Below are 19467 nucleotides of genomic sequence, written 5' to 3' on the forward strand. Positions count from 1 at the left end.
GCGAAAGTCTCTTGGCCATGAAATCGAGTAGGACGGGGCACGAGAAACCTTGTCTGAATATGGGGGGACCATCCTCCAAGGCTAAATACTACTGACTGACCGATAGTGAACTAGTACCGTGAGGGAAAGGCGAAAAGAACCCCGGAGAGGGGAGTGAAATAGATCCTGAAACCGTATGCGTACAAGCAGTGGGAGCAGACTTTGTTCTGTGACTGCGTACCTTTTGTATAATGGGTCAGCGACTTATATTCAGTGGCGAGCTTAACCGAATAGGGGAGGCGTAGCGAAAGCGAGTCTTAATAGGGCGTTTAGTCGCTGGGTATAGACCCGAAACCGGGCGATCTATCCATGGGCAGGTTGAAGGTTAGGTAACACTGACTGGAGGACCGAACCGACTACCGTTGAAAAGTTAGCGGATGACCTGTGGATCGGAGTGAAAGGCTAATCAAGCTCGGAGATAGCTGGTTCTCCTCGAAAGCTATTTAGGTAGCGCCTCACGTATCACTCCAGGGGGTAGAGCACTGTTTCGGCTAGGGGGTCATCCCGACTTACCAAACCGATGCAAACTCCGAATACCTGGAAGTGCCGAGCGTGGGAGACACACGGCGGGTGCTAACGTCCGTCGTGAAAAGGGAAACAACCCAGACCGTCAGCTAAGGTCCCAAAGTCATGGTTAAGTGGGAAACGATGTGGGAAGGCTTAGACAGCTAGGAGGTTGGCTTAGAAGCAGCCATCCTTTAAAGAAAGCGTAATAGCTCACTAGTCGAGTCGGCCTGCGCGGAAGATGTAACGGGGCTCAAACCATGCACCGAAGCTACGGGTGTCACGCAAGTGACGCGGTAGAGGAGCGTTCTGTAAGCCTGTGAAGGTGAGTTGAGAAGCTTGCTGGAGGTATCAGAAGTGCGAATGCTGACATGAGTAACGACAATGGGTGTGAAAAACACCCACGCCGAAAGACCAAGGTTTCCTGCGCAACGTTAATCGACGCAGGGTTAGTCGGTCCCTAAGGCGAGGCTGAAAAGCGTAGTCGATGGAAAACAGGTTAATATTCCTGTACTTCTGGTTATTGCGATGGAGGGACGGAGAAGGCTAGGCCAGCTTGGCGTTGGTTGTCCAAGTTTAAGGTGGTAGGCTGAGATCTTAGGTAAATCCGGGATCTTAAGGCCGAGAGCTGATGACGAGTGTCCTTTAGGACGCGAAGTGGTTGATGCCATGCTTCCAAGAAAAGCTTCTAAGCTTCAGATAACCAGGAACCGTACCCCAAACCGACACAGGTGGTTAGGTAGAGAATACCAAGGCGCTTGAGAGAACTCGGGTGAAGGAACTAGGCAAAATGGCACCGTAACTTCGGGAGAAGGTGCGCCGGTGAGGGTGAAGGACTTGCTCCGTAAGCCCATGCCGGTCGAAGATACCAGGCCGCTGCGACTGTTTATTAAAAACACAGCACTCTGCAAACACGAAAGTGGACGTATAGGGTGTGACGCCTGCCCGGTGCCGGAAGGTTAATTGATGGGGTTAGCGAAAGCGAAGCTCTTGATCGAAGCCCCGGTAAACGGCGGCCGTAACTATAACGGTCCTAAGGTAGCGAAATTCCTTGTCGGGTAAGTTCCGACCTGCACGAATGGCGTAACGATGGCGGCGCTGTCTCCACCCGAGACTCAGTGAAATTGAAATCGCTGTGAAGATGCAGTGTATCCGCGGCTAGACGGAAAGACCCCGTGAACCTTTACTATAGCTTTGCACTGGACTTTGAATTTGCTTGTGTAGGATAGGTGGGAGGCTTTGAAGCGTGAACGCCAGTTTGCGTGGAGCCATTCTTGAAATACCACCCTGGCAACTTTGAGGTTCTAACTCAGGTCCGTTATCCGGATCGAGGACAGTGTATGGTGGGTAGTTTGACTGGGGCGGTCTCCTCCTAAAGAGTAACGGAGGAGTACGAAGGTGCGCTCAGACCGGTCGGAAATCGGTCGCAGAGTATAAAGGCAAAAGCGCGCTTGACTGCGAGACAGACACGTCGAGCAGGTACGAAAGTAGGTCTTAGTGATCCGGTGGTTCTGTATGGAAGGGCCATCGCTCAACGGATAAAAGGTACTCCGGGGATAACAGGCTGATACCGCCCAAGAGTTCATATCGACGGCGGTGTTTGGCACCTCGATGTCGGCTCATCACATCCTGGGGCTGAAGCCGGTCCCAAGGGTATGGCTGTTCGCCATTTAAAGTGGTACGCGAGCTGGGTTTAGAACGTCGTGAGACAGTTCGGTCCCTATCTGCCGTGGACGTTTGAGATTTGAGAGGGGCTGCTCCTAGTACGAGAGGACCGGAGTGGACGAACCTCTGGTGTTCCGGTTGTCACGCCAGTGGCATTGCCGGGTAGCTATGTTCGGAAAAGATAACCGCTGAAAGCATCTAAGCGGGAAACTTGCCTCAAGATGAGATCTCACTGGAACCTTGAGTTCCCTGAAGGGCCGTCGAAGACTACGACGTTGATAGGTGGGGTGTGTAAGCGCTGTGAGGCGTTGAGCTAACCCATACTAATTGCCCGTGAGGCTTGACCATATAACACCCAAGCAATTTGCGTCGAATGAGCAGATTGCGGTGTATGAAGACGAAGTGAACCGAAAGTTTGCCACGCACAAAGCACCAAAGACTGTCACGTACCCGATTCGCTGGAGCGTTGCCCAGGCAACGAGCTGGCTACCGAATTTCTTGACGACCATAGAGCATTGGAACCACCTGATCCCATCCCGAACTCAGAAGTGAAACGATGCATCGCCGATGGTAGTGTGGGGTTTCCCCATGTGAGAGTAGGTCATCGTCAAGATTAAATTCCAAAACCCCTATCTGCGCAGGCAGGTAGGGGTTTTGTCTTTTGCGGTGTTGAAACCGGCGTTGAAACGTCCGGTGCAGGGCTTGCCCGTACAAAGGCCGCCTCCATCCTCCAGGCATAAAAAAACCACCTTCGCAGGTGGTTTTTCAATACTCGGGATTCACTCCCCGCGATAGATGCAACCGCTGGTGCAGGTCTCGTGAATCCGGATCGCCGACAGCTCAGGCAGCAGTGGCTTCAGTTCCTTCCAGATCCACTTCGCCAGGTTTTCGCTGGTGGGGTTTTCCAGGCCGGGAATCTCGTTCAGATAGTTGTGGTCCAGGCGCTCGTACAGCGGCTTGAAGATCGCCTTGATCTCGGAGAAGTCACGAATCCAGCCGGTATGCTGATCGATATCACCGCTCAGGTGGATCGCCACCTTGAAGGAGTGGCCATGCAGGCGGCCACACTTGTGCCCGGCGGGCACGTTGGGCAGGCGGTGGGCGGATTCGAACGTAAACTCTTTGAAGATTTCCACGGTATTGTCAGCTCTGAAGAATGCATGCAGCTGGGCAGTTTAACAGTTCCGTTGCGGGAATAACCGTCTCAAAGCGCCAGCAGGCGCTCCGCCAGTCCACCGTTATCGGCCAGGTCGAGGAATTCATCGCCCAGTCGCCGGCTTTCCTCCATCGCCTTGCGCCAGTAGCTCTGGCGACTCCGATCGTCGCCCATAAAGCGCTTGAAGTCGTTACGATCCGGCAGCTTGCCGTAGGGCAACCGGGCCAGGTATTCCTGCGAAGGTGCCAGCAGCAGGACATCCTGCAAGCGGTCAGGACTGCCGCGGCGCCATGGGAGGGTCTTGTCGAACCAGCCGGGTATGACCTTGTCGGTGAAATGTGGGTACAGCACCACATCGTCACCGCTGTAGGGCAGGTCCAGGTGATAGTCGAGCAACCCGCCATCGCGATAGGTGCCATTGCCGACGCCGACGATGTCGCGTACGCCCTCCATGACCATCGGGATCGATCCCGAGGCCAGCAGGCCCTGGCGCAGGTTCTCCGTCGCCAGCGGCAGCAGGCGCGAGGGAAAGTCCTTCAGGGGCAGCAGGGGAGGGGAGAGACGTGGGTCATGCAGGATCACCCGCTCGAAATGCCGGGCCAGGCGCGCACGGCCCAGCAGATTGTCGGCGATCACGGAAGACAGGCCCAAGCCGAGACGGCCCCGATGATCGTCCGCCAGCAGGCCATGGCTTTTGACGATGACCACGTTCAACCGGTAGCGTTCGTTGCTCAGGATCGAGGCATCGCGCCCCTCGAGCAGGTCATGCAGCATGCGCTCGCAACTGCGGCTGACCTGCGCCATGGTCACGCCCTTGGCAAAACTCTGTTCGTTATAGAGTTGGCCCAGCCGTTCGATCCCTTTGGCAGCATCCGGCAGACAGGCGCTGGCAAACCGCCAGGCGCCAATCGAGGCACCGATCAGCGAACGTTCCCGTGGGCTGCCGGGTAGCCATTGACCGAACAGCGCCAGGTCCAGCCCCTGGATACCCAGGGCTTTCGGTCCACCCGCCGCGCCGGGCAGGGTGCCGACATCGGCGGCTTTCAGCCCGCTTTCACGGATGCGCCGATAGGCGCGCTTGCCGGCCTTGAGCGTCAGCGCGGGATATTTGATATGGATCGCAGTCATACAGCTCTCGTTCTGTGAATAGCCGGATTATAGGGAAGGTTGTCGCGAGTCGCTGCGGGTATCGGGCAAATCGACAGACCGTGCCTGAGGCGTGGACCGGCAATGGTCCAGGAAATTCAGCTTCATTTAAGTTGAAGTGGTTACCTTGTAACCGGTAACTGGCCATTTGCCATGGAGTGTTGTGATGAAAGCCCTGGGCACCGCTTTGGTCTTTTTGGCTCTGTGGGTCGCCACCTCCGAAGTCTCGGGTCGCGATATTGCCGTTGATGAGGCGGCGAAACTGCAGGCGGCAGGTACAATCCTGTCTCTTGATCGATTGGCCGCCATCGCCGTGGCCAGGCACCCCGGTGCACTGCCGAGCGATACCGGGCTGGAGCAGCGATACGGTCACTATATTTATCGGATAGAACTGCGCGACGCTCAGGGAGTTGAGTGGGAAATCGAATTGGACGCCGGTAGCGGTCAGGTTCTCAAGGACCATCAGGACAGGTAATGATCTTCAATTTGCGCGCCTGCAGTCTGTTGATGCTGGCAACCCTCTGTTCCCTGGCAGCGGCCAGGGATCTGGATCAGGACGAGGCCCTGCGCCTGCGCCAGCAGGGAGTGATACTACCCCTGGAAAGCCTGTTGCAACGGGCCATGGGCCATCATCCCGGGTCAAAGCTGCTGGAGGCCGAGCTTGAGAGCAAGCACGGTCACTATGTCTATGAAGTCGAGTTGCTGACCCAGGCCGGTGTGGTCCGGGAACTCAAGCTCGATGCCAGCAATGGCGATCTGTTGAAAGACGAGGAGGACGACTGATGCGGTTGTTGCTGGTGGAGGATCACGTGCCCCTGGCCGACGAATTGCTGGCCGGCCTGGCTCGCCAGGGGTATGCCGTCGACTGGTTGGCCGATGGGCGCGATGCGGCCTACCAGGGGGCTGTCGAGCCGTATGATCTGGTCATTCTCGATCTCGGCCTGCCGGGCCTGCCCGGGCTGGAAGTACTGCGGCAGTGGCGGGCCGGTGGCCTGGGCATTCCGGTGCTGATCCTCACCGCACGCGACTCCTGGGCCGAGCGTATCGAGGGGCTCAAGGCCGGTGCGGACGATTACCTGACCAAACCCTTTCATCCCGAAGAGCTGCAACTGCGGGTCCAGTCGCTGTTGCGTCGTGCCCACGGCCAGCCGAACCAGCCGACCCTGAACGCCGCGGGCCTGCACCTGGACGAGGGTCGCCAGTGTGTCAGTCGTGACGGCGCGGAGATCCAGCTGACCGCCGCCGAGTTTCGCCTGCTGCGCTATTTCATGCTGCACCCGGAGCAGATCCTCTCCAAGAGCCATCTGGCCGAACATCTCTATAACGGTGAAACCGAACGGGACTCGAATGTCCTGGAAGTGCACGTCAATCATCTGCGCCGCAAGCTGGGGCGCTCGGTGATCGAGACCCGCCGCGGCCAGGGCTACCTGTTCGGTGGGGCCGGCGGGTGAGGTCTATCCAGCGCCGCCTGAGCCTGGGCCTGGTCAGCGTATTGCTGATCGTCGGCCTGATCGTTGCGCAGACCAGCCTCTGGTTGTTCGAAATGGGCCTGCAACGCTATCTGGAGGATGGCCTGCATGCCGACAGCGAGAATCTGCTGGTCGCCCTGGTACGTGGCCCCGACGGCCTGCAACTGGATGAGCGCCGGCTGTCCCCGGCCTATCAGCGACCGTTTTCCGGGCACTACTTCCGAATCGATTTCGCCGACCATCACTGGCGTTCCCGTTCGCTCTGGGACCAGGACCTGCCGGTGCCGGAGCAGCCGGGGCTGCACGCCAACCTGCAATTGGGCCCGGAAAGGCAGATGCTGCTGGTATTGCGCTCGGACTACCGGCGCCTGGGGCAGTCGATCAGCATCAGCGTGGCCCAGGACTATACGCCGGTCCGGGAAAGCTTCCAGCTGATGCAGCGCATCGGCCTGGGGATCGGGCTGGCGGCGCTGATCGTGATCCTGCTGCTGCAGCGGGTCACTGTCCGCCGGGCCCTGCGCCCGCTGGAAAACGCCCGGGAGCAGATCGCCCAGTTGCAGCAGGGCAAGCGTTCGCAGCTGGAGACTCAAGTCCCTCAGGAACTTGAGCCGCTGGTGGCACAGATCAACCACCTGCTGGCCCACACTGAAGACAGCCTCAAGCGTTCCCGTAACGCCCTGGGCAATCTGGGGCATGCCCTGAAAACCCCTTTGGCGGTGCTGCTGAGCCTGGCCTCGGATACCCGGCTGGATGATCACCCGGGGCTGCGCCAGGTATTGCGCGAGCAATTGGAACAGATCGAACAACGCCTGAGCCGTGAACTGAATCGCGCGCGCCTGGCCGGTGACGCCTTGCCCGGCGTACTGTTCGATTGCGATACGGAGTTGCCAAGCCTGCTGTCGACCCTGGGGATGATTCATGGCGAGCATCTGTCGCTCAGCCACACCGCCCCGCCAGGCCTGCAACTGCCCTGGGATCGCGAGGACCTGCTCGAACTGCTGGGCAATCTCCTGGACAACGCCTGCAAGTGGGCGGATGCCGAGGTTCGCCTGGGCATCGTGGAGACCGTTGGGGGCTATCGCCTGAGTATCGAGGATGACGGCCCCGGCATTCCCGAGCAGAACCGGGATGCGGTATTCAGCCGCGGCACGCGTCTGGATGAGCAGACCACCGGGCATGGCCTGGGGCTGGGCATCGTGCGCGATATCGTCGATGCCTGGGGGGCGCAGATGCGCTTGTTGAGCAGCCCGCTGGGCGGGCTGCTGGTGACGATCGACTTGCCGCGCAGGAACTGAAGCCCCGCGCGCCAGGCCTCAGACCCGGAACTGGTCCATCAGGCCCTGCTGCTGGTTGGCCAACTGGTTGAGCGACTGGCTGACCCGTGCCGATTCGTTGGCCTGTCCCGATAGCGACTCGGTGACATCGCGAATGGTCGCCACGTTGTTGTTGATTTCCTCGGCCACCGCGCTCTGTTCTTCCGCCGCGCTGGCGATCTGAAGGTTCATGTCGGTGATGACCGTGACCGCACTGCCGATCTGCTGCAGGGCGGTCACCGCCTGGCTGACCTGCTCGACACTGCCCTGGGCCTGGCGATGACTGTTGCCCATCGAACTGACCACCTCGCGGGTGCCGTTCTGCAGCTCTTCGATGACCTGGCGGGTCTCCTCGACCGACTCCTGGGTGCGCCGGGCCAGGTTGCGCACTTCATCGGCGACCACCGCGAAACCGCGTCCGGCCTCACCGGCGCGGGCGGCCTCGATCGCCGCGTTGAGGGCCAGCAGGTTGGTCTGCTCGGCGATGGCGCGAATCACTTCGAGGACCGAGCCGATCTTCTCGCTGTTGGCCGCCAACCCTTCGACCTGGCCCATGGCATCGCTCATGTCGGCAGCCAGGTGACCGATGCTGCTGGTGGTACGGTCGATCACGGTCAGTCCCTGGCGGGTCGCCTGGTCGGCATCACGGGCGGCTTGTGCGGCCTGGGCGGCGCTGCGGGCGACATCCTGGGCGGTGGCGCTCATCTCGTGGGAGGCGGTGGCGACCTGGTCGACCTGGCGGTACTGCTGTTCCATGCCGGCGCTGGTCTGGGTGGCGATGGCGGCGGACTGGTCGGCGGTGCCGCGGGCGTCCTGGACCGAGCGCTTGACCTCGGCGATCACCGGTTGGAGTTTATCGAGGAAACGGTTGAACCAGCCGGCCAACCGGCCCAGTTCGTCCTGCTTGTCATAGTGCAGGCGGCGGGTCAGGTCGCCTTCGCCACTGGCGATGTCTTGCAGCATGTGGGCGACGGCGAGAATCGGCCGGGTCACGCTGCGTGCGGTGAGCCAGACCAGCAGCAGGCCGATCACCGCCGCCAGCAGGCCGAGGCCGGATTCGATCAGGGTGCCGGCGGCGCCGCGCTCGTCGAGCTGCGCCTTGAGCGCCTCGGCCGGTCCCACCAGTACCTTCTGCGGCACATCGAGCAGCACGCCCCAGGGCTTGCCGCCGGGGATCGGCTGGAAGGGCGCGAGGATCTTCAGTTGCTGGTGGGTACGCAAGACCTGTGTCTCACTGCTGTTGGCCAGTTGCTGGATCAGCGCGGCGCCGTCGAGGCTATCGACCTTGTCCAGGCGCTGGCTGAGCTTGCTGGCATCCGGGCTGTAGCCGGCGAGCAGGCCGACGGGGCTGAGGATACTGACGCTGGTCTGGCCATCGTAGAGCTTGCTGCTCGCCTGCTGGCTGACCGCTTGCAGGCTGTCGAGGTTGATGTCCACCGACAGCGAGGCGATCACCTTGCCCTCGAACTGCAACGGAAAGACGATGCTGGTCATCAGCACGTTGTGGCCGTCGATTTCGTAGAAGTACGGCTCGATCACGCACGGCTTGAGGGTGGTGCGCGGGCAGGTGAACCAGGTGTTGTTCGGTTGGCCGCTGGGGCCGGTGCTGGTGTCGCTCATGTCGCTTTCCGGCAGCGACATGGAGGTCAGCCTGCCGGCGGTCGGTTGCGACCAGTAGAGGGCGAAGCGGCCCTTTTCGTTGCTGCCGAGTTTCTTCTGGCCGGCGAACAGTTCGTCCTTGCCGTCCAGCGCATTGGCTTCGAACACCAGGGACAGCCCCAGCAGGTCGGGGTTGGCCTGCAGGGCGGCCTTCACCTGGCGGGTCAGGTCCTCGCGCAGATCGAAGGCGTCGAGAAAGCGCTTCTGGGCCTGTTCGCGCAGAAACAGCACCTGGCGGGCGAAACCGTTGCCGTATTGGTAGGCATCCATGAACTGGCGGCGGATGATCAGCGCCTGGACTTCGCCCTGGGCCTCGATACGCGCCTGGGCGGCCTCGTTGAGCATTTCCATGCTCGAGGCCTTGACCAGTTCCGAACTGTGCTTCATGCGGTAGAGCGAGAGGCTGACCAGCAGCGTGACGATCCCCAACAGGCAGAGCCCGGCGAGCAGGGTGATCTTCCATTGGATGGAAAGCTGTCTGAGCGACATGTAACGACGTCCTTATTCTTTGAAATGCAGAGGTTTGGAAGGTTAACGGCATGCCTGATTTTTTCTTTATTTGAATGTTCAAATAAAAAACAATGACCGGCGTCAACGAAGGGTGGCTTTATCCCATCGAATGAACATCGATGAAAATCGACAATACGTCGTAAAAGGTCGATTTACTGTCGGGAAAACGAGGAACTTCGACTATTTCCTGCATCTGCACGGGCGTGCGGGCTGCTCAACTTTCCGCGATTCAGGCCGTTAAACCGTTACCAGCCCAATAATAAGAGAGCATCCCCATGCGCCTGAGTCTCAAGGCCAAAGTCCTGTCCCTCGCCGTCTTGCCGGTCCTGGTGTTTGCGGTGGTGATCAGCCTGACCACTGCGTTGATTCTGCAGAATCAGGCGCGCCATGAGGTCGAGGAAACCCGCCAGCAACTGATCGCCGAAGCCCGGGCGACCCTCAAGAGCTATGTCGCGGTGGCGATGACGGCGATCAAGCCGCTCTACGATGCGTCCGCGCCCGGTGACCAGGCTTCCCGCGACCAGGCCATCAAGCTGCTTTCGAGCATCAAGTACGGCAAGGACGGCTACTTTTTCGGCTACGACTCGCAGATCGTCCGCTTGTTCAAGAGTGACAGCCCCGACGGGCTGGGCAAAAGTTTCAAGGACACTCGCGATCCCAATGGCGTGTATGTCAACCGCGGCCTGGTCGAGGTGGCCAAGAATGGCACCCACTACCTGGAATACAGCTCGCCGCTGCCGGGCAAGGAATCGGTACTGGTGCCCAAGCTGGGTTACACCGAGTATCTGGACAAGTGGGACATGGCGGTCGGCTCCTCGGTCAACCTCGACGGGATCGAAGCCCAGGTCGCGGTAGTCCGGGCCAAGATCACCGAACGCATGGAGGGCGTGGTTCTGAGCATCGTCGGTATTGCCTTGCTGGTGCTGCTGGTGATTGCCATCGTGGGGATGCTGGTGGCCAATACCATCCTGCGGCCCCTGGTGCTGATGAAAGCCAACCTGGACGATATCGCCGCAGGCGAGGGCGATCTCACCCATCGCCTGGCAATCACCAGCCAGGACGAACTCGGGCAGTTGGCCGGGTCGTTCAACCGCTTCGTCGAGAAGATCCACAGCCTGGTGCGGCAGATCACCGAGATGACCGGGCAGTTGACCGGTTTGGTCGGCCAGGTATCCGAACAGGCCAACCGTTCGGAAGAGGCGATGGAGCGTCAGCGGCACGAGACCGATCAGGTCGCCACGGCGATCAACCAGATGTCCTCGGCGGCCCAGGAAGTGGCCCGCAGTGCCCAGGGCGCCGCGGTCGCGGCCCAGCAGACCGACGCCGAAGGCCAGGCGGCCAAGCGGGTGGTCGATGGCAGCATCGAGCAGATTCATGCGCTGGTGAAGGACATTCGCCACAGTGGCGTGTCACTGGACAGCCTGCAGCAGGACGTGACGTCGATCGTCAGTGTGCTCGGGGTGATCCGTTCGATCGCCGAACAGACCAACCTGCTGGCCCTCAACGCGGCGATCGAGGCCGCCCGCGCCGGTGAGGCGGGGCGCGGTTTTGCGGTGGTCGCGGACGAGGTGCGGGCATTGGCCAGCCGGACCCAGCAGAGCACCCAGGAAATCCAGGGCATGATCGATCGCCTGCAGTCGGGGACGCAGTCGGCGGTGGAGGCGATGCGCCGTTCCAGCGAGGCTGGGGACGGTACCTCGGTGAAGGCCAACGAGGCGGGGGCTTCGCTGGATACCATCGCGCAACTGATCGGGACTATCAACGCGATGAACGCACAGATCGCCAGTGCTGCCGAGGAGCAGACGGCGGTGGCCGAGGAGATCAACCGCAGCGTGCACCAGATCGCGGTGGCGGTGGATAACGTCGCGGACCAGACCCAGCAGGGCGCGCAGACTTCCCGCAGTCTGGCGGACCTGGGGCAGCGTTTGGGCAAACTGGTGGGGCAGTTCCGGATCTGAGACCGGCGTTATCGTTCTTCGCGGATAAATCCTGCTCAGCGTTGAGTCGTACACCGAGGAAGGCTCGACACTGTGGGGTTTATCCGCGAAGAGGCCACCGCAGCCTCAGTGGATTTTACGGACCGACCTGGATATCGCGCATCAACAACCCGAACTCCAGCTCGACCTGATCCGGAATCGGCAGGTAAACCGTGTGCCCATCCCCCGGCGCCACCTCGATCGCCTCGCCGTTGCCATTGCGCAACTCACCCAGGTCGAAATGAAAGTTTCCCCTGGGCGTCATCAGTTCCAGATGGTCGCCCAACTCGAAACGGTTCTTCACCTTGACCTCCGCCAGCCGCTCGCGGCGCACGCCGGTCAGTTCGCCGACGAACTGCTGGCGCTCGGAAACCGAGCTGCCGTTCTGGTAGTTCTGGTACTCGTCATGCACGTGCCGACGCAGGAAACCCTCGGTATAGCCGCGTTGGGCCAGTGATTCGAGGTCGGTCATCAGGCCGCGGTCGAACTCGCGCCCAGCCACCGCGTCGTCGATCGCCTGGCGGTAGACCTGGGTGGTCCGCGCGCAGTAGAAGTGCGACTTGGTCCGGCCCTCGATCTTCAGCGAATGCACGCCCATCCGTGCCAGGCGCTCGACATGCTGCACCGCGCGCAGGTCCTTGGCGTTCATGATGTAGGTGCCGTGCTCGTCCTCGAAGGCCGGCATCGACGCTTCGGGGCGGTTGGCCTCCTGCAGCAGGAACACCTGGTCGGTCGGCGCTCCGAGGCCAAGGGTCGGCTCGACCACTTCGGGCTCGAAAACCTTGACGATCTCGCCGGTGAGGTTTTCCGTAGCCGGCTGCGCACTGTATTTCCAGCGACAGGCGTTGGTGCAGGTGCCCTGGTTGGCATCGCGCCGGTTCATGTAGCCCGATAGCAGGCAGCGCCCGGAATAGGCCATGCACAGCGCGCCGTGAACGAACACCTCCAGTTCCATGTCCGGTACCTGTTGGCGAATTTCCTCGATCTCCTCCAGGGACAGCTCCCGGGACAGGATGATTCGCGTCAGGCCCATCTGCTGCCAGAACTGCACGCTGGCCCAGTTCACCGTGTTGGCCTGCACCGACAGGTGAATCGGCATCTGCGGAAAGTGCTGGCGCACCAGCATGATCAGGCCCGGGTCGGACATGATCAGCGCGTCCGGCGCCATCTCGATCACCGGCGCCAGGTCCTTGAGAAAGGTCTTGAGCTTGGCGTTGTGCGGGGCGATGTTCACCACCACGTAGAAGCGCTTGCCCTGGGCCTGGGCTTCGCGGATGCCGAGGGCCAGGTTGGCGTGGTCGAACTCGTTGTTGCGCACCCGCAGGCTGTAGCGCGGCTGGCCGGCATAGACGGCGTCGGCGCCATAGGCGAAGGCGTAGCGCATGTTCTTGAGGGTGCCGGCCGGAGCCAGCAGTTCGGGGGCAGGGAAGGGCATGTGCGGACCGTCGGCAAAAGGGCGCGAGATTAAACCTTCCGGATTCTGGTTTTATTGATCTGGATCCAGACTTTGTGAACGAATCGCCGCGTTGGCCTGACTAAATCGTTGGGTGCCCTGCGCCCCTGCGTTTTCCCGACATGGACCGGACATGAGCGAAGCTTCTCTGCACAACAAATTCCTGCTGGTGCTGCTGGCGCTGGTGACCGTGGCCTTCCTCTGGATTCTCCAGCCGTTCTATGGCGCGGTGTTCTGGGCGGTCATTCTCGGGATCGTCTTCGCGCCCTTGCAGCGCCGCCTGCTGCTGCGGCTGAAGGCCCGGCGTAACCTCGCATCGTTGTGCACCCTGGGAGCCTGCCTGCTGATCGCCGTGCTGCCGGTGATTGTCATAGGCGTGTTGCTGGTACAGGAAGGGACCGCGTTGTACCAGAGTATCGAAAGCGGTCGCTTGGACATCGCCGGCCACGTGGCGCAGTTCAAGCACCTGCTGCCAGGCTCGTTTCAACGGCTGCTCGATCGCTTCGGCCTGGGGGATCTCGATGGGCTGCAGGCCAAGGTGGTCGAGGGCGTGACCCAGGGCAGTCAGTTCCTGGCCAGCCAGGCCGTCAGCGTCGGGCAGGGCACCTTCGAGTTCGTGGTGAGCTTTTTCATCATGCTCTACCTGTTGTTCTTCTTCCTGCGCGACGGCCCGGAACTGGTGCGGCGGATCCGTACGGCGGTGCCACTGGCCGAACAGCAGAAACGTCGCCTGCAACTGAAGTTCAACCGCGTGGTGCGTGCCACGGTGAAGGGCAACCTGGTGGTGGCGGTGACCCAGGGCGGCCTTGGCGGGTTGATCTTCTGGCTGCTGGATATCCCCAGTGCCCTGCTCTGGGCGGTGGTCATGGGGTGTCTTTCGCTGCTGCCGGCGGTGGGGGCGGGGATCGTCTGGGCGCCGGTGGCCGTGTACTTCCTGCTGAGCGGGGCGATCTGGCAAGGCGTGGTGCTGGCGCTGTTCGGCGTGTTCGTGATCGGGCTGGTGGACAACCTGCTGCGGCCGATCCTGGTGGGCAAGGACACGCGCATGCCCGATTACCTGATCCTGGTCAGCACCCTGGGCGGGTTGTCGGTATTCGGGCTGAACGGCTTCGTCATCGGGCCGTTGATCGCCGCCCTGTTCCTCTCCAGCTGGGATATCTTCACCGAGAACAAGAAACGCGTGAGATTGCCCTCCTGAGCGCGCGCCTCTGTAGGAGCCGGCGGTGCGGCGATCCGACTTGCCCGCGAAAGGGCCCTGGCTTCGACCCAATCACCTGAAACTGTAGGAAATTCCGGCGTACACCCCCATGCCTTCGCCCGGCACCGAACGCGCCGCGTCGGCCCCCTTGTCGTCGTAGCCCGGCACCACCAGCGCGGCGTAGTGCTGGTTGGTGAGATTGCGCAGGTCCAGCCAGGTCTGCCAGTCCTGCTTGGGCGAGGCGTAGCCCAGGGTGGCGCCGAACAGCGCGTAGGACGAGGCGTAGCGTGAGTTGGCGTAGTCCACGGCCATGCGCGAGGCGACCTGGGTGTTCAGACCGACATAGATCCCGGTCGGATGGTCGTAGCGGATCTCGGCCTGATAGTAATGCTGCGGGATACCGGGCAGGCGGTTGTCGCCGAAGGCGCGGTCATCGCGGTAATGGAAGTCGCTGAGGGTATAGGCCTGGCGCAGGCTGACCTTGCCCAGGGCCGGACGCTCCCACAGCAGGCTGTCCAGGCCGGCTTCGATGCCCTGGTGCACGGTAGGGCTGGCATTTACTTCGCCGGTGATCGGGCCTGTGGTCTGCGTGGCAGCCTGCATCTCCACGGTCAGCAGCTCATGGCGTACCGCCGAGTAGTACCAGGCCAGATCCCACTTGCCGAGCCAGGACTCGCCGCGGCTGCCCAGTTCCAGGGTGGTTGCGGTCTGGTTCTGCAGTTTGATCGGTGTGCTTTGCCGGCCGTAGGCCGGACCAGCATCTCGACCGAAGTAGGTGCCCGAACTCCAGATCAACGACCACGGATGCGGTGGCTCGACCGAGCGGCTGAGATTGCCGTACACCTGCAACTGCGGGCTGAACTCGTAACGCAGGCCCACGCGCGGCGCGTAGTCCCAGTCATGCTGGCTGACCTTGCCGCCACTGGCCGGATAGCTCACATCGCTTTCACGGCGGGTATAGATCATCGCCAGGCCGGTGGTCAGCCAGAGATCGGGCACCAGTTCCAGGTCATTGCTGGCGTGCAGCACGTTGTCCGAACCCTGGTAGCTGAAATCGCGGATCTTGGTCCCGACCGGATAGCCGGTGGTGTTGCCGGAAGGGATCCGCACGTATTCCGAGGCACCGCTGTTGGGCAAGTGCTTGGTGCTGCGCCAGCCTACGGTGGTCTTGCTCTCCCGGCCGAACAGCGTGTCGCGACGAAGGTAGTTCAAGGTACCGCTGACATCGGTGTAGGCCACCTTGAGGCGGTTGGGGCCTTCGCGCAGATCCATTGGATAGTCGTGATAGACCAGCCCGACCTCCAGTTTCGAGTCGTCGTCCAGGTACATCGTGGTCTTGCTGCCCAGCCAAGTACTGCCCGGTTGTGGACGGCTATCGTCGCGGTTGACGTAAGACGGGTTGGCCGCGTGCGGATGGTGCTTGATCTGCTCCTGGGTCACCCGTCCGGCCAGCTCGTTGTCGGTCTCCCGATAGCGCAGGTAGAGGCGCGTTTCCAGTTCCGGGCTGAAGCGGTAGCCGACGTTCGCCGCAATGCCCTTGCTGCTGCCCTTGGTATGGTCCTGGTAGCCGTCGTAGTCCGAGTCTGTCAGTGACACGTAGTAATCCAGGTCGCCCAGCACCTGGCCGGAGCTGATCTGGCGTTTGCGGTAGCCATGGCTGCCGGTCTCGTAGCGCACCTGCAGGGGCGCGGCATCCCGCCCGGTGTGGGTGATGTAGTCGATGGCGCCACCGAGGGCCAGCGAGCCGCGCTCGAAACCGTTGGCACCGCGCAACACTTCGGCGCGGCTCAGCCACAGCGGCTCGAACAACTCGTAGGGTGTGCCGCCGGGACCGGTCAGCGGCAGGCCGTCGAACATCGTGTAGACACCCGAGCCGTGGGCGCCGGGCGCGCGGTTGATGCCCGAGCCACGAATCGACACCTTGGTACCGTCGTTGCCGGCCGACTGGGCATAGACCCCCGGCTGGTAGGCGAGCACGTCCTGGTTGCTGGCGACTCGGCCATTCTCGACCTTGCTCAGATCGACCAGGTTGCTGGCGCCGGGCACCTGCTGCAACTGCTCGCGGGCCTCATCGAGCTCGCTGACCTCTTCGCTGCGCACCTGCACTTCGCCCAACTCGACGGAGACGGGGGCGGCTTGCAATGGCGCGCTGCACAACAGGGCGAGAGGGAGCAGGGAAGAGGGGAGGGCGGTGCGCATCAACAGGGGCTCGGCGGAACAGGGCGGGCCAGCCTATAGAAGTCGAGAATGGTTCGCAACGCATTCGGCAGGCCCTGAAAACAAAACACCCCGCCAGAGTTGCCTCGGGCGGGGTGTCGGGTCCGGCTGGCCGTTTGCTTAGCTGGCCAGGACCGCGTGTTGCACCAGTTCCAGCAGCGGTTGCGGGTACACGCCGAGGAAGAAGGCCAGGATCGCGATCGCCAGCAGCATCACGCCACCCGCACGTTGTTCCCAGTGCAGTTGGGCATCGTGACGACGCAGGTTCGGCTCGATCAGGTACAGGGTGACCATCACGCGCAGGTAGTAGAAGACGCCGATGGCGCTACCGACCACCAGGGAGCCGATCAGCCACCAGTGCTGGGACTCGACACCGGTCGCGATGATGTAGAACTTGCCGATGAAGCCGGCTGTCAGCGGGATGCCGGCCAGTGACAGCATCATCACGGTCAGTACGGCGGTCAGGTACGGACGGCGCCAGAACAGGCCGCGGTACTCGTACAGGGCATCCATGTCGCGACCGTTGTACGGCGAGGACATCAGGGTGATCACGCCGAAGGCGCCGAGGCTGGTGATCACGTAGGTGACCAGGTACACGCCCATGGCTTCCAGCGCCAGGCCCTTGCTCGCCACCAGGGCGATCAGCAGGTAGCCGAAGTGGGCGATGGACGAGTAACCGAGCAGACGCTTGAGGTTGCTCTGGGTCAGCGCCAACAGGTTACCGACCAGGATCGAGGCTACGGCGATGACCGCCAGGACGTTGCTCAGTACGCCGCTGCTGGCCACCGGCGAGATCTGGAACAGGCGAATCATCACGGCGAACACGGCGACCTTGCTGGCGGTGGCCAGGAAGGCCGCTACCGGTGCCGGGGCGCCTTCGTAGACGTCCGGGGTCCAGAGGTGGAACGGTACCAGCGACAGCTTGAACGCCAGGCCGACCAACATCATGCCCAGGCCCAATTGGGCGATCGGGCTTGGCAGGCCGGTGGCCGCCAGGGCCTGGCCGATACCGGTGAAGCTCAGGGTGCCGGCTTCGGCGTAGAGCAGGGCCATACCGAACAGCAGGAACGCGGAACCGGCGGCCGACAGCACCATGTACTTGATACCGGCTTCCAGCGAACGCTTGTTGAAGAACGCGTAGGCCACCAGGCCGTAGACCGGTACCGAGAGCAGTTCCAGGCCGATGAACAGGCTGGCCAGTTGCTGCGCGCTGACCAGTACCAGGCCACCGGCGGCGGCCATCAGGATCAGCAGGTACAGTTCTTCACGGTTGCCCGGGTAGCCCGAACCGCCATCGCCCAGGTAGGCGTGGGCGAGAGTGACGCAAGCCAGGGTGGCGACCAGGATCAGCGCCATGTACAGGCAGGCGAAATCGTCGATCTGGACCAGCGGGGTCACCGCCAGCGGGGCGACTTTCAGCGCTGGCAGAATCGACAGCAGCGCCAGGTTGAGACCGGCACAGGACAGCAGGAAGGTCTGTGAGTGGTTACGACGCCAGGCGATCGCCAGCATCACCACGATAATGGTGAGGCTGGTGATCAACAGCGGCGCCAGCGCGATAAAGTGTTGAATCGTGAATTCCATAGCGCTCTTACCGGGCCGAAGCGAGTTGAGTGAAGGCGGTGCCGAGCCACTGCTGCACGCCATGCATGGTGGCGGCAGAGGTGTCGAGGAACGGTTGCGGGTACACGCCGAGGTAGATCAGCAGTACTGCAAGGCCGAGCACCATGGTCAGTTCACGACCGTCCATACCGTGCAGCACTTCATCGGACTTGGCCGGGCCGAAGTAGGCGCGGTGGATCATGATCAGCGAGTAGACCGAACCGAACACCAGGCCGGACGTGGCGATGGCGGTGATCCATGGCGCGCTGACGAAGGTACCGATCAGGATCAGGAACTCGCCGACGAAGTTGCCGGTACCCGGCAGCCCCAGGGAGGCGGCGGCGAAGAACAGGCTGATGGCCGGCAGGTAGGCGATCTTCGACCACAGGCCGCCCATTTCACGCATGTCGCGGGTGTGGGTGCGCTCGTACAACTGGCCGCTGAGGATAAACAGGGCCGCTGCCGACAGGCCGTGGGCCAGCATCTGGATCACCGCGCCTTGCAGGGCCTGCTGGCTGCCGGAGTAGATACCGATCAGCACGAAGCCCATGTGCGAGACGCTGGAGAAGGCGATCAGGCGCTTGATGTCGGTCTGGGCGAAGGCCAGGAAGGCACCGTAGAAGATCCCGATCAGACCCAGGGTCATGGCGATCGGCGCGAACTCGGCCGAAGCGTTCGGGAACAGCGGCAGGGCGAAACGCAGCAGGCCGTAGGCCGCGGTCTTCAGCAGGATACCGGCGAGGTCGACGGAACCGGCGGTCGGTGCCTGGGCGTGGGCATCAGGCAGCCAGGAGTGGAACGGTACCACCGGCAGCTTCACCGCGAAGGCGATGAAGAAACCGAGCATCAGCAGGTACTCGACGCCATGTGACATCTTGGTCTTCAGCAGGTCGGCGTAGTTGAAGGTGATCACGCCGGTGTTGTTGAAGTTCACCAGCACCAGGCCGAGGATCGCCACCAGCATGATCAGGCCGGAAGCCTGGGTGAAGATGAAGAACTTGGTCGCCGCGTAGATCCGGGTCTTCTTGCCATCGGAGGAACTGTGACCCCAGAGCGCGATGAGGAAGTACATCGGCACCAGCATCATTTCCCAGAAGAAGAAGAACATGAACAGGTCGAGGGCGAGGAACACGCCGACGACACCGCCCAGGATCCACATCAGGTTCAGGTGGAAGAAGCCCACGTGGCGCTGGATCTCTTTCCACGAGCAGAGTACCGAGAGGATACCCAGCAGGCCGGTCAGCAGGATCATCAGCAGCGACAGGCCGTCGAGGGCCAGGTGCACGTTGATGCCGAAGCGCTGGATCCAGACGTGCCTGAACTCGATGGCCCAGGTCGGATCGGCGCCAGGCGCCGGTGCCAGGTGGTAATCCCCGTGCGCCCACAGCCAGAGGCCGAGGGCGAGTTCGAGGGTCATGGTCAGCAGCGCAATCCAGCGGGGGAGGGTGGCGCTGGTGCGCTCACCCAGCCAGCACAGCAGGCCGCCGATGAAGGGGATCAGGATTAGCCAAGGCAGAATCATGACGGGCTCAATTCCTTTCGCAATGTCGCAAGGTTCAT

Annotated in this window: 13 protein-coding genes, 2 rRNA genes and 2 pseudogenes (1 of these 17 cut by a window edge); 9 read left to right on the forward strand and 8 right to left on the reverse strand. The window is 61.9% G+C overall.

Annotated elements, in window-relative coordinates; translation table 11 throughout:
* Both ACM62G_RS22220 and rrf read left to right on the forward strand, forming a co-directional pair.
* Window positions 1-2556: ribosomal RNA gene (locus ACM62G_RS22220) — 23S ribosomal RNA — on the forward strand (it extends 335 nt beyond the left edge of the window).
* A gap of 149 nt (window positions 2557-2705) precedes the next feature.
* A 5S ribosomal RNA gene (gene rrf, locus ACM62G_RS22225) occupies window positions 2706-2821 on the forward strand.
* 166 nt (window positions 2822-2987) lie between these two features.
* On the opposite strand, the gene queD is transcribed toward rrf, so the two are convergent.
* Together queD and ACM62G_RS22235 are read right to left on the reverse strand one after the other, a co-directional pair.
* Window positions 2988-3344 (reverse strand): 6-carboxytetrahydropterin synthase QueD, encoded by a 357-nt coding sequence (gene queD, locus ACM62G_RS22230; protein ID WP_054060215.1) that lies wholly within the window; start codon window positions 3342-3344, stop codon window positions 2988-2990.
* A 68-nt stretch (window positions 3345-3412) separates the two neighbouring features.
* A complete protein-coding gene (locus ACM62G_RS22235) occupies window positions 3413-4492 on the reverse strand; it encodes a hypothetical protein (protein WP_054060214.1) in 1080 nt (359 codons plus the stop codon).
* Window positions 4493-4676: 184 nt separating this feature from the next.
* Here ACM62G_RS22235 and ACM62G_RS22240 point away from each other — a divergent pair, with 184 nt between their 5' ends.
* The 4 genes from ACM62G_RS22240 to ACM62G_RS22255 are packed head-to-tail and all read left to right on the forward strand — an operon-like array spanning window position 4677 to window position 7274.
* A complete protein-coding gene (locus ACM62G_RS22240; RefSeq protein WP_273823225.1) occupies window positions 4677-4985 on the forward strand; it encodes a PepSY domain-containing protein in 309 nt (102 codons plus the stop codon).
* Window positions 4985-5293: a PepSY domain-containing protein gene (locus tag ACM62G_RS22245; protein WP_273823226.1), complete on the forward strand. Its 309-nt coding sequence runs from the start codon at window positions 4985-4987 to the stop codon at window positions 5291-5293. The genes ACM62G_RS22240 and ACM62G_RS22245 overlap by 1 nt, the downstream gene beginning before the upstream one ends.
* On the forward strand, window positions 5293-5961 hold the full coding sequence (locus ACM62G_RS22250) for a response regulator transcription factor (protein WP_054060211.1): 669 nt from the start codon (window positions 5293-5295) through the stop codon (window positions 5959-5961). Before ACM62G_RS22245 ends, ACM62G_RS22250 begins: the two co-directional genes overlap by 1 nt.
* Window positions 5958-7274 carry an ATP-binding protein gene (locus ACM62G_RS22255; RefSeq protein ID WP_273823227.1) on the forward strand — a complete coding sequence of 439 codons (1317 nt, stop codon included), beginning with the start codon at window positions 5958-5960 and terminating at the stop codon, window positions 7272-7274. Before ACM62G_RS22250 ends, ACM62G_RS22255 begins: the two co-directional genes overlap by 4 nt.
* Before the next feature lie 18 nt (window positions 7275-7292).
* Here the strand turns inward: ACM62G_RS22255 and ACM62G_RS22260 are convergent, their stop codons facing one another.
* The gene (locus tag ACM62G_RS22260) at window positions 7293-8048 is read right to left on the reverse strand and encodes a methyl-accepting chemotaxis protein (protein ID WP_419737547.1); all 756 of its coding nucleotides are present in this window, start codon (window positions 8046-8048) and stop codon (window positions 7293-7295) included.
* Between the two features lie 102 nt (window positions 8049-8150).
* Window positions 8151-9440: pseudogene (locus ACM62G_RS22265) on the reverse strand (HAMP domain-containing protein); the annotation flags it as partial.
* A gap of 296 nt (window positions 9441-9736) precedes the next feature.
* Here ACM62G_RS22265 and ACM62G_RS22270 point away from each other — a divergent pair.
* Both ACM62G_RS22270 and ACM62G_RS22275 read left to right on the forward strand, forming a co-directional pair.
* Window positions 9737-10561, forward strand: a pseudogene (locus ACM62G_RS22270) (cache domain-containing protein); the annotation flags it as partial.
* A 102-nt stretch (window positions 10562-10663) separates the two neighbouring features.
* Window positions 10664-11419: a methyl-accepting chemotaxis protein gene (locus ACM62G_RS22275; protein WP_419737548.1), complete on the forward strand. Its 756-nt coding sequence runs from the start codon at window positions 10664-10666 to the stop codon at window positions 11417-11419.
* Window positions 11420-11534: 115 nt separating this feature from the next.
* Here ACM62G_RS22275 and yegQ read toward each other — a convergent pair whose 3' ends face one another.
* On the reverse strand, window positions 11535-12872 hold the full coding sequence (gene yegQ / locus ACM62G_RS22280) for a tRNA 5-hydroxyuridine modification protein YegQ (protein WP_419735562.1): 1338 nt from the start codon (window positions 12870-12872) through the stop codon (window positions 11535-11537).
* Between the two features lie 151 nt (window positions 12873-13023).
* On the opposite strand from yegQ, the gene ACM62G_RS22285 reads away from it, so the two are divergent.
* A complete protein-coding gene (locus ACM62G_RS22285) occupies window positions 13024-14088 on the forward strand; it encodes an AI-2E family transporter (RefSeq protein ID WP_273823230.1) in 1065 nt (354 codons plus the stop codon).
* 72 nt (window positions 14089-14160) lie between these two features.
* Here the strand turns inward: ACM62G_RS22285 and ACM62G_RS22290 are convergent, their stop codons facing one another.
* The 3 genes from ACM62G_RS22290 to nuoM all read right to left on the reverse strand — a co-directional run bounded on the left by ACM62G_RS22290 (window position 14161) and on the right by nuoM (window position 19429).
* Window positions 14161-16287 (reverse strand): TonB-dependent receptor family protein, encoded by a 2127-nt coding sequence (locus ACM62G_RS22290; RefSeq protein ID WP_419735563.1) that lies wholly within the window; start codon window positions 16285-16287, stop codon window positions 14161-14163.
* Between the two features lie 138 nt (window positions 16288-16425).
* Window positions 16426-17889 carry an NADH-quinone oxidoreductase subunit NuoN gene (gene nuoN, locus ACM62G_RS22295; RefSeq protein ID WP_054057223.1) on the reverse strand — a complete coding sequence of 488 codons (1464 nt, stop codon included), beginning with the start codon at window positions 17887-17889 and terminating at the stop codon, window positions 16426-16428.
* Window positions 17890-17896: 7 nt separating this feature from the next.
* On the reverse strand, window positions 17897-19429 hold the full coding sequence (gene nuoM / locus ACM62G_RS22300) for an NADH-quinone oxidoreductase subunit M (protein ID WP_419735564.1): 1533 nt from the start codon (window positions 19427-19429) through the stop codon (window positions 17897-17899).
* Window positions 19430-19467 lie beyond the last annotated feature (38 nt).

Origin of the sequence: Pseudomonas sp. COR18, from assembly GCF_048568395.1 — a bacterium.
In the GTDB taxonomy this organism is placed as follows: domain Bacteria; phylum Pseudomonadota; class Gammaproteobacteria; order Pseudomonadales; family Pseudomonadaceae; genus Aquipseudomonas; species Aquipseudomonas fuscovaginae_B.

What these genes read in the sequence shown, in the direction of transcription:
- yegQ (WP_419735562.1), bottom strand. Translation starts at nt 12,872, where the DNA reads ATGCCCTTCCCTGCCCCCGAACTGCTGGCTCCGGCCGGCACCCTCAAG.
- ACM62G_RS22235 (WP_054060214.1), bottom strand. Translation starts at nt 4,492, where the DNA reads ATGACTGCGATCCATATCAAATATCCCGCGCTGACGCTCAAGGCCGGC.
- ACM62G_RS22275 (WP_419737548.1), top strand. Translation starts at nt 10,664, where the DNA reads ATGGAGCGTCAGCGGCACGAGACCGATCAGGTCGCCACGGCGATCAAC.
- nuoN (WP_054057223.1), bottom strand. Translation starts at nt 17,889, where the DNA reads ATGGAATTCACGATTCAACACTTTATCGCGCTGGCGCCGCTGTTGATC.
- ACM62G_RS22260 (WP_419737547.1), bottom strand. Translation starts at nt 8,048, where the DNA reads ATGGAACAGCAGTACCGCCAGGTCGACCAGGTCGCCACCGCCTCCCAC.
- ACM62G_RS22240 (WP_273823225.1), top strand. Translation starts at nt 4,677, where the DNA reads ATGAAAGCCCTGGGCACCGCTTTGGTCTTTTTGGCTCTGTGGGTCGCC.
- ACM62G_RS22285 (WP_273823230.1), top strand. Translation starts at nt 13,024, where the DNA reads ATGAGCGAAGCTTCTCTGCACAACAAATTCCTGCTGGTGCTGCTGGCG.
- nuoM (WP_419735564.1), bottom strand. Translation starts at nt 19,429, where the DNA reads ATGATTCTGCCTTGGCTAATCCTGATCCCCTTCATCGGCGGCCTGCTG.
- ACM62G_RS22250 (WP_054060211.1), top strand. Translation starts at nt 5,293, where the DNA reads ATGCGGTTGTTGCTGGTGGAGGATCACGTGCCCCTGGCCGACGAATTG.
- ACM62G_RS22245 (WP_273823226.1), top strand. Translation starts at nt 4,985, where the DNA reads ATGATCTTCAATTTGCGCGCCTGCAGTCTGTTGATGCTGGCAACCCTC.
- ACM62G_RS22290 (WP_419735563.1), bottom strand. Translation starts at nt 16,287, where the DNA reads ATGCGCACCGCCCTCCCCTCTTCCCTGCTCCCTCTCGCCCTGTTGTGC.